8 protein-coding genes are annotated in these 17833 nt (G+C 69.4%); 7 read left to right on the top strand and 1 reads right to left on the bottom strand.

Annotated features, from left to right (window positions below; genetic code table 11):
- Positions 1 to 52: 52 nt before the first annotated feature.
- Positions 53 to 1942, bottom strand: coding sequence for an SIP domain-containing protein (locus KIH74_RS13840; protein WP_214156311.1), 1890 nt, complete (start codon positions 1940 to 1942; stop codon positions 53 to 55).
- A gap of 138 nt (positions 1943 to 2080) precedes the next feature.
- Here KIH74_RS13840 and KIH74_RS36315 point away from each other — a divergent pair, with 138 nt between their 5' ends.
- The 7 genes from KIH74_RS36315 to KIH74_RS13805 all read left to right on the top strand — a co-directional run bounded on the left by KIH74_RS36315 (position 2081) and on the right by KIH74_RS13805 (position 17830).
- Positions 2081 to 3676 carry a helix-turn-helix domain-containing protein gene (locus KIH74_RS36315; RefSeq protein ID WP_214156310.1) on the top strand — a complete coding sequence of 532 codons (1596 nt, stop codon included), beginning with the start codon at positions 2081 to 2083 and terminating at the stop codon, positions 3674 to 3676.
- Positions 3677 to 3873: 197 nt separating this feature from the next.
- Complete coding sequence (gene tcuA / locus KIH74_RS13830) at positions 3874 to 5328, top strand: FAD-dependent tricarballylate dehydrogenase TcuA (RefSeq protein ID WP_214156309.1); 1455 nt, start codon at positions 3874 to 3876, stop codon at positions 5326 to 5328.
- A 365-nt stretch (positions 5329 to 5693) separates the two neighbouring features.
- Positions 5694 to 5969 (top strand): MbtH family protein, encoded by a 276-nt coding sequence (locus tag KIH74_RS13825; protein WP_214156308.1) that lies wholly within the window; start codon positions 5694 to 5696, stop codon positions 5967 to 5969.
- 67 nt (positions 5970 to 6036) lie between these two features.
- Positions 6037 to 6450, top strand: coding sequence for an aspartate 1-decarboxylase (gene panD, locus KIH74_RS13820; RefSeq protein ID WP_214156307.1), 414 nt, complete (start codon positions 6037 to 6039; stop codon positions 6448 to 6450).
- Between the two features lie 466 nt (positions 6451 to 6916).
- Positions 6917 to 7663 carry a 4-hydroxy-tetrahydrodipicolinate reductase gene (gene dapB / locus KIH74_RS13815; protein WP_214156306.1) on the top strand — a complete coding sequence of 249 codons (747 nt, stop codon included), beginning with the start codon at positions 6917 to 6919 and terminating at the stop codon, positions 7661 to 7663.
- 267 nt (positions 7664 to 7930) lie between these two features.
- Complete coding sequence (locus tag KIH74_RS13810; protein WP_214156305.1) at positions 7931 to 8182, top strand: phosphopantetheine-binding protein; 252 nt, start codon at positions 7931 to 7933, stop codon at positions 8180 to 8182.
- A 123-nt stretch (positions 8183 to 8305) separates the two neighbouring features.
- Positions 8306 to 17830, top strand: coding sequence for a non-ribosomal peptide synthetase (locus tag KIH74_RS13805; protein WP_214156304.1), 9525 nt, complete (start codon positions 8306 to 8308; stop codon positions 17828 to 17830).
- Positions 17831 to 17833 lie beyond the last annotated feature (3 nt).

Here is a 17833-nt window from a genome sequence, read left to right as displayed (position 1 = left end):
GCGGTGTTCTTTTCTCTTTCTCTGAGGGACCTGGGTGAAACATCTCGGGGCGTCAGTGCTGTTGTCCGGGAACGAGTTCCAGGACGCGGGTACCCCAGCCGACGGTGTGGGTGAGGCTGCGTCGCAGTCCGGCCCGGGAGATGACGTCGTCGAGCTCGGCGGCGGTGCGCAGACCGGAGCCGTGCACGGTGAGGGCGAGCAGGTCGGCCTCACCGTCGTGCTCGTCGAGGTCGTCGGTGTCGAAGACGTCCTCGACCAGCAGCACCCGGCCGCCGGGGAGCAGGTTCTCGGCGGCCCGCCGCAGGGCGTGAGCGGCATCGGCATCGGGAAGGATCTTCAGGGCGCGGATGATGAACACGATCTCGGCCGGTGGGCTGGGCTCGAAGACGGACTGCTCGACCACGCCGATGCGGGCCCGCTGCTGCTCGTCGGGCACGGTGTCGAGCAGGTCACGGCGTAGCCAGTCCGCCTGCGCGGGCAGCGCGGCGATCGTCACCGTGAGGTTCTCGTGCGCCGTGACGAACTCGCGGGCCTGGGTGCCCGCGCCGCCGGAGTGCAGCACCAGGTGCCGGACCCCCTCGAGAATGCCGGAGGTGGCGATCGGCTCGGCCAGGGCGGCCTGGAACTTCGCGAGTCGTTCCAGGTAACGATCCTCGTAGTCTTGTTCGGCGCGAGCCTCGGCGAAGGTCTGCCCGGTGATCGAGGCGTAGGACGCCCGTCCGGTGCGGATGGACTCGGTGAGCCCGTGGATGCCCCGGAACTCGCGTCCGGCCGCCCCGGCCGGGTGCAGGAAGTCGGCCATGAAGTCGACGGTCAGGACCTCACCCACCGCGGTCAGGGCGTAGTGACCGGGTTCGGTCGCGGTCACGACGTCCAGGGTGTGCAGGTAGCGCAGCAACTTGCCCAGGGCCCGCTCATCGGCGTCCACCCTGACCGCCAGGTCCTTCACGGCGGTCACCCCGCGGGAGATCAGTTCGGGGACGCCCAGCTCGACGGCGGTGCGGATGGCCACCGGGGGGATCAGCTCGGTCAGGTCGTGGAGTTTCTCGAAGGGGGTCTTGGTCTTCTGGGGGTCGGGCACGGCCGCGTCGGTCTCCAGGGCGACGACCTCACCGCGACGCCAGTAACCGGCGAATTCGACGTCCTGCTTGGACATTCCGCGGTCCTCGACCAGATGACGCCGGATGTCGCGCACCACCGATTGTTCCCCGGCGACCCAGGCGAACGGCTTGCCGTCCCACCAGGCGCAGTTCCGGACCGCGTCCAGCAAGTGAGAGGTCAGGCCAGTGTCGGTGGCTGCGTCGGCGTCGGCGTCGGCGCTGTCGCGCACGAGCCAGGTCACCTCGACGCCGGCGCGCTCAGGCACCTCCTGACGGTCCTCCTGGTGGCCGACCTCGATGAACACCTGGGCCCTGGACCCCTCGGGCAGTTCCTCCAGCAGGCGGGCGATCGCGGGCAGCGCGGTCTCGTCCCCGGCCACCAGCAGCCAGTCCGCGTCCTGCGGCAGCGCCCGCGACGAGCCCGGGCCGAAGAAGTGGATGCGATCACCGACCTGGGCACGGTAGGCCCAGGTGGTGCCGACGCCGATGCCGTGCCGGGCGAAATCGATGTCCAGCTCGCCGGTCTCGGGATCCCAGCGGCGCACGGTGTAGACCCGCGACAGCGGGCGGGGGTCCCGGGGCAGGTGCAGGCCCTTCTCCTCCTGCGTCGGCAGCACCGGCCGGTCCTGGCCGGGATAGCGGAACACCAGCCGGATGTCGTCGTCGAAACCCGTGGAGCCGAACGCGGGCTGAGCGAAGCCGTTCGCCGAGGTGAACTCGCGAAACTCGGCACCGGCCAGGGTGATCCGCCGCATTCCCGGGGTCAGGTCCTGGACCCGCACGACCTCCACCTCGCGCAGGGTCAACGGGTGCACGGCGATCCGGCGCGAGCTCTTTGGCATGTTGGGAAACAGCCCCTTCCGATCCCTGTGAAGATGCGACGCCGTGCGCCACCATGGGCGAAAGGCCGGTGTTAACGTTAGGCAAGCCTTACCTCGCATGGTCTGCGTAGGTCGCCACATAGTTAGGACGGGGTGTACGTGGATCCAGCTTCTCGGGGCCTGAACCTGGGCCTGAGCCGACCGCCGTCGATCCCTGAGGTGCACTCCAGCGGCGTCTGGGACCAACCCGAGCATCTCCTGCTCTGGGTGCGTACGGGCTCGGCCTGCGTCTGGATCGAGGGCAGCCCCGAGTTCCGGCTCACCGGGGGTGAAGGGGTCTGGATCCCGGTGCGCAGGGGCAGCCGGTGGAGAGTCGTCACCGCGCCGGGCACGGTGGTCTTTCCCCTGCTCACCCACCCGGGCATCGCCACCGTGGCACCGCCGGACCCGGTGCCGTTCGCGATTCCCGACGGCTGGCAGGACTGGCTGATCCAGAGCTTCAATCTCGGGGTCACACCCCTGACCGGTCTCGGCTACTCCCAGGACGCGCTCGTCGAGCTTCTCCGGGGCCCTGGCCGGCACCCGCACGTGCCCGGTGACGGGGCCCCGACGGTCACCGTCGATCCACCCGTCCTGCCCACGTCCGCCGGGGCCCGCGCGGTGGCCGACGAGCTGCTGCGCAATCCCGCGCTCGACCTGACCGTCGCCGAATGGGCGGCCCGGGTGCTGTCCAGCCCGCGCACCCTGCTGCGTGACTTCCGTGCGGACACCGGGCTGACCTTCGAGCAGTGGCGGTTGCGCTGCCGGCTGAGTGCGGCGGTGGAGTACATCGCGGCCGGCTACGGCGTCGATCAGGTAGCGGCGAGAGTCGGTTTCGCGACCTACAGCGGACTGACCCGAGCGTTCAAGCAGCAGTTCGGGCTGACCCCGCACGAGTTCGGCCGGGCTCTGTCCGTCCGCTCCGCCGGGAAAGGGCTGTCACAGCACGGGGCAGCCGCACGCCAGGCAGACAACGTGATGCGCATGATGCGGGCGAAGGACGAACCCGCGGCTCCCGACCTGCTGCCCGCGGTCCGCACGCCGTTGCACTCCAACAACGTCCACGTGCTCATCTGGACCTACCGGGGCAGCGGTTACCTGGACGTCGGTGGCCACCGCCACGAACAGGAAAAAGGCGTCGCCACCTGGATTCCCGCGGGCGCGGAGCACACCACGGGGGTACGCGAGAACTCGATCTCCCTGCCGCTCGGGAACGCCGGCACCGAAGACCTCTCCCTCACCGAGCCGCTCCAGGTCCAGTTCTCGCCGGCCTGGGACGACTACCTGATGTTCTGCTCCGTCAGCGCCCGCACACCCGTGAGACCGGACAACTACCACCCCGGCCACGTGCTCGAGCTGTTCGCCGACCAGGTCGCCGCCCAGAGAGCGCTGTCGCTGCCGATGCCCACCGACGCGCGCGCACGCGTGGCGGCCATGGACTACCTGCGTCGTATCGGTACCTCCGGCGGGGTGGCGCTGGACGTTTCTCCCGACATCCATCGTGCCTTCCGCGAACAGACCGGCATGAGCTTCGTGCGGTGGTGCTACGCCGCCCGCATGCGCAGCGCGCGGGACATGCTGGCCGGGGGAGCCAAGCCCAGCTCGGTCTCACGTCGCGTCGGTTATGCTCACCTTCCGACCTTCAGCGCCGCCTTCACCCGATTCCACGGACTCTCGCCGCGCGACTATCAGGAGCGCGAAACCAGGAGAGCCTGAACGGTGTTCCGCGCTCTCCGGTCGGCCTGCGTGCAGCCACGACAGCGATGTGACGTCGTGCTCCCGCATGCAGGACTTCCCGAAACGGCCACCCACACGGGTTGCCGCAGACGCGACGTCCATGGTGTCGCCGGTCCGCGACGAAACGGCCGCGGGCATGAGAGCACCAGACGTGGCCCAATGGCAGTGAGGTGGAGATGCACAACCACAACACGGACGTGGTGGTGGTGGGCGGAGGAAACGCCGGCTACTGCGCGGCTCATGCCGCGGCCGAGCGGGGCAGACGCGTGGTACTGCTGGAAGCGGCCCCGCGGGACCAGGCCGGCGGGAACAGTTACTACACCATCGGTTCCACCCGGATGGTGCACGCCGGCCTCGACGACCTCCTCGGGATCCTCGAACCCGACGAGCGTCACGCACGCACGCAGGTCCCGCCGTACCCGGCGGCCGAGTACCTGGCCGATCTGGAACGCGTCACCGCGGGCCGCCTCGACCGGGAACTCGCCGAGGCCGTCGTGAACGACTCGCGCGACACGGTCGGCTGGCTCCACGCACTGGGGATGCGGTTCCGGCTGATGTACGAGCGGCAGGCGCACCAGGGCGCCGACGGAAAGTACCTGTTCTGGGGACAGTCACACGTGTGCACCGTCGACGGCGGCCCCGGGCTGATGGCAGACCACGAGCGCATCGCCTCCCGGCTCGGCGTCGAGGTGCACCACGGCTGCCCGGTGACGAAACTGATCACCGACGGGGACGCCGTGGTCGGCGTCCGGTCGGGAGACCGGGAGTTCCGGGCGGAGTCGGTGGTGATCGCCGGCGGTGGCTTCGAGGCCAATACCGAATGGCGCCGGCGGTATCTGGGCGAGGGGTGGCAGCACGCCAAGGTGCGGGGCACGCCCTACAACACGGGCGAGGCGATCCACGCGGCCCTGGAAGCGGGCGCGGATCGCGGAGGTGACTGGTCGACGTGCCACAGCGTTCCGTGGGACGCCTCCTATCCCGAGAACGAGAGCAACCGCACCCTGACCAACCGGCTCAGCCGGTACGGCTACCCTCTCGGCATCCTGGTCAACCGCCAGGGGCGGCGGTTCCTCGACGAGGGCGCGGACTTTCGCAACTACACCTACGCGAAGTACGGCAAGGTGATCCTCGAACAGCCCGGGGCCGTGGCGTTCCAGGTCTTCGACGCCACGACACGAGCCATGCTGGCGGCCTACGAGTACGACATGCCCGGCATCAGGCCGATCGTGGCCGACAGCCTCGGGGAGCTCGCCGCGGCCATGGACATCGATGTCGACGGATTCGTGCGCACGGTCGCCGCGTTCAACGCGTCCGTCGACACCAGCCGGCCACTCGACCCCACGGTCAAGGACGGCCGCAGCGCCTCGGCGCACCCGGTCAAGAGCAACTGGGCATCCGCGGTCGAGATGCCGCCGTACTACGCGTATCCGGTGACCTGCGGGATCAGTTTCACCTTCGGCGGTCTGCGGGGCAACACCGCCGGCCAGGTCCTGGATCCCTCGGGTGCGCCGATCCCCGGGCTCTTCGCCTGCGGCGAGGCGCTCGGCGGGCTGTTCAGCGGAAACTACCCTACGGGTGCGGGTTTGGCCGCGGGCATGGTCATGGGCCGGCGTGCCGGCTCGCTCGCCTGAACGCCGCCCGGGCAGGAGCGGAGCGACCGCCCGGGCTGACGGCGACAACAGCGGATCGGCGACCGGAAAACTTTCGCCGGAAAAAGTTAGGCTTACCTAACTTGGGCCTGCTAGCGTAAGCCGATGTGGGGCCTGGCCGGCCGATCCGCTGTTCACCGTGACCGGAGCCCGAAAACCCAGGCCCAGGCCACGCTACCGGCTTCACCGAGGGGACAGGCCCCGCCGCCAGGCATCTGCGTACGCCCACCGGAGAGCGGTCCGGATCCCGTCCTGATCGCGGCGGGACCGGACGGCGCGTGCGCACCGCGATCCGGACCGAGCGCCGACAGGAACCACGCCGACAGGAACGACAAGGAGGGCAACGCATGGCCCAGAACCCGTTCGACGACGACAGCGGATCCTTCTACGCGCTGATCAACCACGAGGAACAGCACTCGCTGTGGCCGACTTTCAAGCCTGTCCCGGGCGGCTGGAGCATCGTCTACGGCCAGCCTGAGGGTAAGCCGCGCCAGGACGTGCTGGACTGGATCGACGAGCACTGGACCGACATCCGCCCCAAGTCGCTGCGCGACCACATGGCCAGGCACGAGACGCCGGGCGCCGTGGAAGCCGGCGCCACCTCCACCGCCGATCAGGCGTAGCGGGGAAGTCCGGGCATCTCCGGCTGATTCAGCAGGACCCGTCTCACAACTCATGGAGGAGCAGGACATGTTCCGCGAAGTTCTGGGTGGAAAGATCCACCGTGCCACCGTCACTCAGGCCGACCTGCACTATGTGGGCTCACTGACGCTGGATGAGGACCTCGCACACGCCGCGGGTCTGGCCGAGGGCGAGAAGGTGCAGGTCGTCGACATCACCAACGGCGCCCGCCTCGAGACGTACATCATCCTCGGGCCCGCGGGAGAAGGAGGCATCTGCATCAACGGGGCGGCGGCCCACCTGATCCACCCGGGTGACCTGGTGATCATCATGTCCTTCGTGATGCTCCAGGACTCCGAATTGCCAGGCCACCGGGCCAAAGTCGTGCATGTCGACTCCGCCAACCGCATCGTCGCCCTGGGCGCCGATCTCGCGGAGCCGGTGCCGGGTGCGCCCGACCAGGTCTCCGCCCGGTCGGTCTGAACCGCCGTGCCGAGGTGTGACCCGGTGTGGCGCGGACCGTTCAACGCCTCATAACCACGTGACGGTTTGCGCACACCACGTAAGGTAAGGCTCGCCTAATCTCATCGGTGGGCCTCGTTCAGCACCAGGGACGCGGCCCGGTCACTGAGCCGATGGAAAGGGCCGTTGCTGGCATGCCGATGACTGCGCGCCGGCTCGCCGTGGGGCGTGGGTCCGCCGCGGTGTTCCCCGGTCGTTGCCGAGGGTCTCCCGGTTCTCGGGGGTCATTCAAGAAATCCCGTACCTTGCGGTCGGCCTGCACGTGGTGCGGGCCGGACCGGCGGTGGGCCGCGCGCCACCGGCGAATTCGCCAGACCGAATCCGCCGGTCCGGCAGGGTCATTCGGCATTCACGATCCCCGACACGTATTTGCACGGAATCAATGAGCGGTGCCGGATCGAGGCACTTTCCCAGGATGGGTTCTGACATGAATCAGATTGCGGTACTGGGCGCCCGAGGGCGCATGGGCGTAGCGTCGGTGCGTGCCATTGAGGCGAGCCCTGACCTGAACGTGGCTGCCGAGATCGACCTTCATGATGATCTGCACGACATCATCGACCGGAAAGCCGATATCGCGCTCGTGTTCACTCCGCCGGACGTGGCCCACGATCACGTCCAGTGGTGCATCAAGCAGGGCATTCACGTCGTGGTGGGGACCTCCGGTTTCGACGAGGCCTCGGTGGAGCGGATCCGGGCCGCTCTCGTCGACCACAGCGACGTCAACGTCTTCGTCGTACCGAACTTCTCGGTGGGGGCGGTGCTCATGACGAAGTTCGCCACCCAGGCCGCGCCCTTCTTCGAGTCCGTCGAGATCATTGAATTCCATCATCCGGGTAAAGTTGACGCACCGTCGGGCACAGCACTCCGCACGGCCGAGGTGGTAGCCCGCGCCCGCAACGAGGCAGGATGCGCTCCCTCGCCCGACGCCACCGTTCTTGACCCCTACGGAGCGCGCGGCGGGCAGATCGAAGGCATCGGTGTCCACTCGATCAGAGTCAGCGGGTTCATGTCGTCACAAGAGGTGCTGCTCGGCAACGAGGGCGAAACCATGACGCTGCGCTACGATTCCATCTCCCGTGAGTCCCTCATGCCAGGAGTCCTCAGCTCGCTGCGCGCCGTACCGAATCTCCCGGGCGTGACGGTCGGCCTCGAGGTCGTGCTGGGCCTGGACTAGAGGCCGCTCCGCCGGCCCGGTTCTCATCCGGACTGCTGCCGGGCCAGAACGGCTCGTCCACCGGCGCCACGGCCGGTGGGCACCTGTGCCCGTGGCCGGAGTGCCCGGGTGATCACGGAGGACAAGAGGCCGGTCGCAGCCGCGCCGGTGCCCCAGCCACGTGCGACCGGTTCCTGGCCGTGACGACCGCAGCCGCAGCCGCAGTCCTGCCCGGATCCGGAACGAAGCGGCTCCCCGAGAATGCCTGTCCTGGAATGAGGAACATCAATGAAACTGAGTACCGAGAAACTGATCGCCGACGTCGCCGACGTGCTGTATCTCGATCCAGCGGAGGTTGACTACGACCTCAACCTGCGGGACCAGGGGATGGACTCGGTCCGTCTCATGGAGCTGGTCGAGCGCTGGCGCAGCGCGGGAGTGGAACGGATCGACTTCATCACGCTGGCCGAGGACTCGCGGCTGGGGCACTGGATCGAGCTGGTGGAAGGGCTCCAGGGCAGCGGCGACGCGGCTCCCTGATCCCGGTTCGGCCCGGTCCGCCGGTCTTCCCGTAGCTGCTCAGGTCCTCCTGCCCGGACCGAGTCGGCGCTCGACCTGATCTCAAGAGAAATGGATGTGGCCCGGTTGGCGACTTTTGATCGCGTGGAGTTGACGGCGAGCCAGCGAGGCAACTGGGTGGCACGGGAACTCGCCCCCGAGGCATCGGTTTTCCGGGCAGGCCAGGTGTTCTGGCTGAACGGTCCGGCCGACCCGGACCTGTTCGCGTCCTCGATCAGCGTCGTCTTCTCCGAGACCGAAGCCATGCAAGTGCGTTTCGCGGAAGACCGTGGTGTTCCCGTTCAGTACGTCGACACGGCCAGGACACTCGAGACCCCGATCGTGAACGCCGGTCACGACGACGACCAGATCCGGGCGCTGGCTCGCGAGCAGCTGGCGGGCGGACCGGCCGGCGCCGCGGAGCCCTCGACCTCCTCCACCCTGGTCCGTCGCCGGAACGGGAGCTGGGCATGGATTCTGGTGACGAACATCCTGCTCGTCGACGGTTACAGCATCTCGCTCTTCGCGCGTCGCGTCGCCGAGGTCTACCAGGCAGCGCAAGCAGGAGCCTCGGTGCCGGAGCGCTGGTTCGGCAGCCTGAAGGATCTCGTGAAGGCCACCGAGCTCAGCGGCCCTCGCGCCGAGGAGGGCGTGGCGTACTGGAGCGGCGTACTCAGCACTGGAGAAGACGACCACGAGAACCTGTTCCAGGTCCCTGCCGAGAACGTCTCCGACGCCTTCATGTCCTCGCACCAGACGCTCGCAGTCCCGACACCTGAGGGCGCCTACGGAAAGATCCAGCAGCTGGCACGCGATGCGCGCGTGTCCTGGAGCGATCTCCTGATCGCTCTGTGGGGTGTCTACACGGCACTCCTGAACGGTCGTGACCACGTAGCGGTCCGTGTCCCCCTGATGATGCGCGAGAGCCGCGCGCTGCTGACGACACCGAGCGCGATCTCGAGAGCGACCCCCGTTGTCGTCCCGATCGGTCCAGGTCACACCTGGGCCCGTGTGCTGGGGGCGGTCTCGGCCCAGGTGCGGATGTCACGGACGCACGCCTGGATCGACGATCACCAGATCGCTCGCCGGTGGCCGGGCGGTCAGGCGTCGTACCTCAGCCTTCCGACGATCAACATCAGGCTCTTCGACGCGGTGTGGCACGCGGGTGAGACGACCCTGGTACCCGAAACCATCAGCACCGGGCCGACCGGGGCACTCGACCTCGCCGTCTATCGCGATCCGGCGTCCGGAATCCGGCTGGAGCTCTCCGCGGGTTCCGACACGGGCGTGGCGCTCTCGCACGTCCGGCAGTTCGGCCGCTTTCTCGACGACGTCATCGACGGGCCTCCCGGCCGGACCCTGTACGAGCTGGCTGCCACGCTCACCCCGCCGGCGGACCACCCGGATCCGCGGTGGGGGCGAGGTGAGGTGCTCGGTGATCTGCCGGGGACGGTGGACGCCCTGGTGCGCCGCCGGGTGGCAGCAGATCCCCACGCGGTCGCGATCGTCGATGACCAGGGAACCGAACTCACCTACGGCGAGTTCGACGCGCGCGTCAACGCTCTGGCCCGGCTCCTGATCGATCGGGGGGTCCGGGTCGGCGACCGGGTCGCGGTCGCGCTCGGGCGCTCGGTGGGCCTGGTGGTGTCGCTCGGTGCGGTGCTGCGGGCGGGGGCGGCCTACGTTCCGGTCGATCCGGGTCTTCCGGCGGCCCGGGTCGGGCACATGCTCCAGGACGCGGCGCCCACTGCCGTGATCACCGATCAGCAGACCGCACAGGCGCACGATCACGCGCTGGGCAGATGTCCCGCCCTGGTCATCCGGCTGGACGACCCTGCGGTGCAACACGCTCTGGCCGCCGGTGAGCAGACCGCACCGGTCCTGGCCCGACCGGTGAACGAGTCGGACGTGGCAGTGGTGATCTTCACCTCCGGGACGACGGGACGGCCCAAGGGCGTGGCTGTTTCGCATCGTGCCCTGGTGAATCGCCTGGCCTGGGGTGAGCGGGTCCTGGGGTTCGCGTCGGACAGCGTGGCCCTGTGGAAGAGCGGCGTGGGCTTCGTCGACGCCGTCACGGAGCTGTTCGGGCCGATGATCGCCGGATCCCGGATCGTCGTGCTGTCCGAGGCGACCGCACAGGATCCGGCCAGAATCATGGAAGAGACGGCCCGGCACGGAGTTACGCATGTCCTGAGCGTGCCCGCTCTGACGGACGTCCTTCTTCGCCACGATGACGCGCCCGCGGCACTGGCCTCGGTGCGCCATTGGATCAGCTCCGGTGAGGCCCTCGGCCGGGGCACCGCGAGCGCGTTGCGCACCGCATTGCCGCAGGCGGTGCTGCACAACTTCTACGGTTCGACCGAGATCACGGGCGACGGGACGGCGTCGGTCATCACCGACCCGGATCACACTCCTGTCGGTGGTCCGGTGGCGAACACGACGGTGCACGTCCTGGATCCGTGGATGCGCCCGGTGCCGGTCGGCGTCGCGGGCGAATTGTATGTGGGGGGAGCACAACTCGCCGTCGGGTACACGGCTCGCGCCGGCCTGACCGCCGACCGGTTCGTGGCCGACCCGTTCGGCGCCGGGGGATCACGGTTGTTCCGCACCGGTGACGTGGTGCGGTGGGATGCGCGGGGGCAGCTGGAGTACCTCGGCCGCAGCGACGACCAGGTGAAGATCCGCGGGTTCCGGATCGAGCTCGACGAGATCCGCACGCTCGCGCAGGAACATCCCTGGATCTCGGGCGCGGCCGTCCTGGCCCGGGAACACCCGGCCGGTGGCCGGCATCTCGTGGCCTACGTGACCACGACTGACGCGGCGCCGGCCGAGGACACCCTGCTGTTCGCGACGCTGCACGAGCACCTCGCCCGGTCGCTGCCGGAGTACATGGTGCCGGCTGCGATGGTGCGGCTGAACAGTTTTCCGGTCACCGTCAACGGGAAGCTGGATCGCACCGCCCTGCCCGACCCGGTCCCGACCGCGGGAACGCTGGGCGGCCGGGCCCCGGAATCTGATACCGAGGTCGCGCTCGCCCGCGTGTTCCGCGACGTGCTGCGCCTCGACGATGACAGCGACCTCGGTGTGGACGACGACTTCTTCCGCCTGGGCGGGCATTCGCTGCTGGCCACGCGGGTGGTGGCCCTGGCGAACGCGCTGTTCGGCTCGGCCCTGACGCTGAAGGACATGTTCGAGCATCCCCGTATCGGCGAGCTCGCCCAGCTCGCGGAACGCTCGCTCGCCGCCGGGCCGAGCCGGGTACGCGTGGGTGAGCTGCCGCGCCCGGCGGTGGTGCCGGTCTCGTACGGGCAGCAGGCGCTGTGGTTCTCGGAGCAGATCGCCGGGCGTTCGGTCTACCGCACCGAGATCGTGCTCCAGGCCTGTGAACGGCTGAGCCCGCAGGCCCTGGCGACAGCGGTGCGCCGCACGATCGCCCGGCACGAGATACTCCGCACCCTCCTGATCCCCGACGACGAGACCTCGTCGCTGCGCCAGGTCGTCTGTGCCGAACCCGGCGACGACACCCGGGTTCTGGAGGTCGAGGATCTCGGCCCCGGGTCACCGGGCGGCAGAATCGCCCAGATCGTCACGGCACCGATGGATTTCACCTCCGGGTTCGGGCTGAGGTTCCACCTGCTGCGTCAGGCCGACCGCGATCTGCTCGTCGTTCACGGGCACCACATGATCACCGACGCGGACTCCTTCGGGATCTTGATCCGTGAGCTGAACCAGTTCTACGCCGAGGCCGTGACGGGCGCTTCGACGGCGGACGTGCCCCTGCCGGTCCAGTACGCGGACTTCGCCATCTGGCAGCGACACGTGCTGGGGGAGCGGAGTGACCCGGATTCCCGCTACCGGCTGGATCTGCGCTACTGGAAGGACCTCCTGGCAGACATCCCACCGCAGACCGCTCTGCCGATCGACCACCCCCGTGACCGTTCCGAGGAGCGAACCGTGCGGACGGCGACCACGTCGCTGTCCGAGGCGGACGCGGCCGAACTCGACCAGCTCCTCGCCGAGCACCGGGCAACACCCCTGCAAGCCCTGGTCGCGGCGCTGTCGCTGACGTTGTGGGACGAGGGGGCCGGCACCGTGGTGCCCATCGGCACCCCGGCCGGTCTGCGCGACCAGCCGGAGCTGAACGACCTGGTCGGCTACTTCGTGAACACGGTCGTGCTGCGCACCGACATCGACGCGAGCACCGGCTTCGCGCAGACGCTGCTGCACTGCCGGGATCGCCTGCTGGAGGCCGCGAGCCACAAGCTCGTTCCGTTCGAGCAGGTCGTCGAGGCGGTGAACCCACCCCGGCGGGCCGGTATCAGCCCTCTGTTCCAGGTGATGGCCGCATACCTGGATCGCCGTGACACGGGCGAAGACTCGCTCCTGGCCCCCTACACCCCGAATCCGGCGGACAGCCCGCCCGGGCCTCAGCCGGCGCTGTTCGATCTCGTGTCGAGTATCGAAAGACGTGGCGACGGAACACTCGGACTGAATCTGAACGCCGCCCAGGAACTGTTCTCCCCGGACACCACGTCCCGCCTGGTGCGCAGCACGGCGCGTTTCCTGGTGCTCGGTGCTCGGTACCCGGATCTCCCCGTCCGGCAACTCGCCCAGATCGTCCACGCCGCCGACCAGAAGCCGTCCGGTGACGCTGGTGAAAGCCGCCTCTTCCGGCTGCCTCTCGACGATTTCGAGATCGGCTCGGCTCAGTTCTGGCGGGCCGCGACCGATCATGTCGCCCACATCCTGCCGGGCGGGAACCCGGGGTTGCGGCTGGTGGTCGGCGACGGCGGGACCGGTGAGCTGGTGGCCGAGACCGGCAACCCCGAGCTGCTGGACGCGGTGCGGGAAAAGCTCACGGAACTGGTCGCCGCCTATCAGGCCGGTACTGCGACGACCGTCGTGGCCTCGGTTCCGGCCACGGCCGCCCACCGCGACGACGAACTGACGGCGCTGCTGGACGACCCGTTCTGGGAGGACTGGGTGGACCAGCTCGCCGATGCGGACGTCGCGGTACTGCCGGAGCGAGGCGACGCGGCAGCCGGGCAGGCCCGGGCCGAAGCGACGGTACGGGCGGCCGGCGAGGCCCCGGTCGGGACCGTCGTGCTGACGGCGGTGGGACAAGCCCTGGCCGGCGTCGTCGAGGGCGATCTGCTCGTGGAGTTCCACGAGGCCGAAGGTCCCTTCGCCACACGTCGTTTCCCGGTGCTGCTGGTCCCGGGGCAACCGTCCGGGGCAGTCATCGGCCTGGACGCGCGGCGTGCGGCCGAATATGCGCTGCTGGCCGGGCACCCGCGCCTGAGCCGCTTCTTCGACGACCTGCCGGTTCCGCGGATCCGCGTGGGGGTGTTCCGCAGCCGGGCGGAGCTGATCACCGACCCGGCCGAGGGCTCCGGGGTTCCTGAGACCGGCCTGGACATCGAGGTGCTCCTCGCGGACGGTGAGGCCGGCGACTGCGTGATCCGGGTCAGGGCGCAGTCGGCGAGCACCGTTGATGTCGACACGCAGGCTCTGGCTGTCGCCGTGGCCCAGGAGCTGGCCCGGGCACCGATCCCGGCCCCCGGACGCGAGCGCCGGGACGCCTTCACCGTCCGCCGCGCGGACCGGGTCTCGGTGACGGCCGCCGAAGAGGCCTCGATCCGGGCCCGTTACGGGCACGACGCCCAGATCCTTCCGCTGGCTCCCCTGCAACGCGGCCTGTTCTACCACCTCCTGCGGTCCCGGGAAGCTGACGACCACAACACCTACGTCTCGCAGGTGACCCGGCAGATCCTCGGTGACCTGGACCCCGGGAGGATGACGACGTCCATCGCCGTGGCGATGGAGAGGTTTCCCAACCTGCGGGCCGTGTTCGTCCCTCCGGGCGACGTCCAGGTGATCCCCGCGAGCACCCAGGTCCCGGTGCGGGTCGTGCGATCGTCGGAGTGGAACGAGCACGGGACGTCCGTGGAGCAGTTCCTGGCGGCCGAGCGGGGCGAGCCCTTCGACTTCGAGACCCCGCCGCTGATCCGGTTCACCCTGCTCGAGACGGCCCACGAGACATGGATACTGGTGATGAGTTTCGAGCACATCCTGCTCGACGGCTGGTCCACCAGCGCCCTCCTCACCGAGATCATCAGCATCTACGCCGATCCCGGATACGCCGATCGGGTGAAACCGCCGTCGTTCCAGTCCTATCTGGACTGGGTCGACGATCAGGACCCGGACGCCGCCGAGCGGGCCTGGAGCGCATACCTCGCGGACCTGAGCGGCCCGACGTTGCTGTGCCCGGACACCGGCGACCTGGGTGACGGGCGGAGCGAGACGGGTGAACTGCACGTGGACCTCGATCCCGGGCAGGCCGCGGCGGTGTTCGGTGCCGCCCGGGACGCTCAGGTCACCGTGGGGACGCTGCTCCAGAGCGCCTGGGCGATCGTGCTCGGCCGGCTGACCGCCAGCGACGACGTCGTCTTCGGCAACACCGTCTCGGGCCGCCCGCCGTCCCTGCCGGACGCCGAGCGCATCATCGGGCTGCTGTTCAACACCGTCCCGATGCGGGTACGGCCCACGCCGTTCGAGAGCAGCCGGGAGCTGCTCGCCCGGGTCCAGTCCGAACAGCTGCTCGTCATCGACCATCCGCACGCCTCACTGACCCAGATCCAGTCCAGCACCGGGATCGCCAACCTGTTCGACACGCTGTTCGTGGTGCAGAACATCCCGTACCGCAGGCCCGCGGGGCAGGAGGCGGCAGGACTGCGCATCGTGCGCGGCGAGGTCGACGACGCGACGCACTACCCGGTGACCTTCGCGGTCAACCCGTGGGAACACGACGGGCAGGCCACCGTGCACGTGCGTCTGTCCTATCGACGGGACACGTTCGACGCGCACGCCGCCCAGCTGATGCTGGATCGCTATGTGCAGGTGCTCCTGTCCCTGGCGGACCGCCTGGACGACCCCGTCGGTGCCCTCACCGCGCTGCTGCCGGCCGAGAGCGACCCGCACACAGGCGTCCCCGCCGACCTCGTGCGCACGATCGAGCCGGTGACGGTGGCCGACCTGCTGGACCGGCAGGTGCGGCTGTCCGGACCGGAAACCGCCCTGGTGGCCGGGGAGCGCCGGTTCACCTTCTCGGCGTTCTCCGCCGAGGTGAACCGCTACGCCCGGCTCCTGCTGGAGTCGGGGGTGCGCCCGGAGCACCGGGTCGCGCTGCTGCTGCCGCGCGACGAGCGCATGGTCGTCGCGATGTTCGCGGTGTTCGCCGTCGGGGCCGCGTACGTCCCGGTGGACGGCGAGCTGCCGGACGAGCGGATCCGGTACATGCTCGACGTCGCGCAGCCGACGCTCACCCTGGTCACCCACCGCGACAGGAGCCGGATCGACGGCACCCCGGGGCAGGTGGCCGACCTCGATTCCGCGCCGACGCTGGAACGCCTGGCACGCACGAGCGCGGATCCGATCACGACCGGGGAACGCGGCGGCCCGATCTCGCCGGACCACCTGGCCTACATCATCTTCACCTCGGGAACGACCGGCCGGCCCAAGGGCGTCGCCGTCGGCTACCGCGGGCTGACGAACATGTACGTCAACCACGTCGAGAAGATCTTCGACCGGGTGGTGGAGCATCAGCGCGGACGCCGGCTGCGGATCGCGCACACCACGTCCTTCTCCTTCGACGCCTCCTGGGAGCAGCTGTTCTGGCTGCTGAACGGGCACGAGGTGCACGTCATCGACGAGGACATGCGGCGTGACCCCAAGCGCCTGCTGGACCACTACGACCAGACCCGCATCGACGGATTCGACGTCACCCCGTCCTACGGGCAGCTGCTGGTCGAGGAAGGGCTGCTCGAGCGGGACCGCCCGGCCGGGCGGACCGTGTCCTCCGACGCCGCCGGCGTCGTCTTCGTCTCCCTGGGCGGCGAGGCCGTTCCGGACCGGTTGTGGCGACAGCTGCGCGAAGCCCCTGGCGTCGAGTCCTACAACCTGTACGGGCCCACCGAGTACACGATCAACGCCCTCGGGGCTGACCTGGCCGACAGCGTCACCTCGAGCGTCGGGACGCCGATCTTCAACACCCGGGCCTACATCCTGGACCAGAACCTCCAGCCCACCCTCCCGGGCGTGGCCGGGGAGCTGTACCTCGCCGGTGAGGGAACCGCTCGCGGGTACTGGAGCCGGCCGGCGCAGACCGCCGAACGGTTCGTCGCCTGCCCGTGGGAACCCGCGCAACGGATGTACCGCACCGGGGACCTGGCCCGGTGGAACGACGAGGGAACGATCGACTACCTCGGCCGCGCCGACGAGCAGGTCAAGATTCGTGGGTACCGCATCGAACCGGACGAGATCCGGGACGTCGTACAGTCTTTCCCCGGGATCACGCGCGCCGAGGTGGTCGCGGTCGAGCACGCCACCGGGCCGCAGCTGGTGGCCTACTACAGCACCACGACCGACCGCGACATCACCCGGCCGTTGCGTGACCATCTGGCCAGATACCTACCCGACTACATGGTTCCGGCCGTCCTCATGACGGTGGAGTCGTTCCCCCTGACCCCGACCGGAAAGCTGGACCGCCGCGCACTGCCCCCGGCCGACCTGGCCGAACCCGGAGCGGGAACCGGCCGGCCCCTGGAGCCCGGGACGGAGTCGGAGCTGGCCACGGTGTTCCGTGGCGTGCTGGACCTGCCCGAAAACCTGGCCCTGGGAGCCGGGGACGACTTCTTCCGGCTGGGAGGGCACTCACTCGCGGCCATGCGGCTGGCGTCCCAGATCAACCGCACGTTCTCGGTGACGATAGCCATGCGAGACGTCATCACGACCTCGACGATCGGTGAACTCAGCGCGATCATCGAGACGAAAGCCCGGCCGGTGGCGCAGACCGAGGCCGACATCACCGCGATCGCCACCGTGCTGAAGCCTTCCCGCAACGGCGGGTTCCTGTTCTGCGCGCACGCGAAGTTCGGCTATTCGTCGCTGTACTCGGCGCTGTCGGACCACGTGCCGCCCGGCCTGGGGATCGTCGGACTGGACGACCCGGCCCAGGCCGGCCTCGACCTCTCGTTCGCCGACCTCGGCGAACTCGCCGCGACGTACGCCACGGTGATCCAGAGCCTCCAGTCGGAGGGCCCTCACCACCTGCTGGGCTGGTCCTTCGGCGGCCACATCATGTTCGCGGTCGCTCGCGAACTGACCGCGCGCGGCGCGACCGTTGCCACCCTGACCATCGTGGACACCCCACCGATCGACGACCGGGGCGGCGCGGGCCGTCGTACCGGCCGGCCACAGTCGGCCGGCTCGGCGCGTGAGGCGGGCTCGGCCCGGGAGGAACTCGTCAGCGTCCTCGGCGCGGACGCCGCGGACGCGATCCTGTCGGACGACCAGCAGCTGGCCGCCATCACGACAGCCGGAAACCGTTGCGTGGCGATGATGTCCGAGCCGACCGAGGGTCGTCTCGACATCCCGTCCCTGGTGATCGCGTGCCGGGTAGCGGGGGAGGAGTTCAACGGCCGGGACCGCTGGCGCGCTCATCTGCCGAACGCCTCTCTCCTCGCCGTCGACGACGAGAACCACTACTCCGTGATGGGGCGCGACGCGGGCCTGCCGAAGTGGGGCCCACAGCTGGGACAACTACTGACACAGAACCTGGGAAAGGGCTGACAC

It is taken from the genome of Kineosporia corallincola (genome assembly GCF_018499875.1).
GTDB classification, from domain to species: domain Bacteria; phylum Actinomycetota; class Actinomycetes; order Actinomycetales; family Kineosporiaceae; genus Kineosporia; species Kineosporia corallincola.
This window is presented reverse-complemented; position numbering and strand designations above follow the sequence as displayed.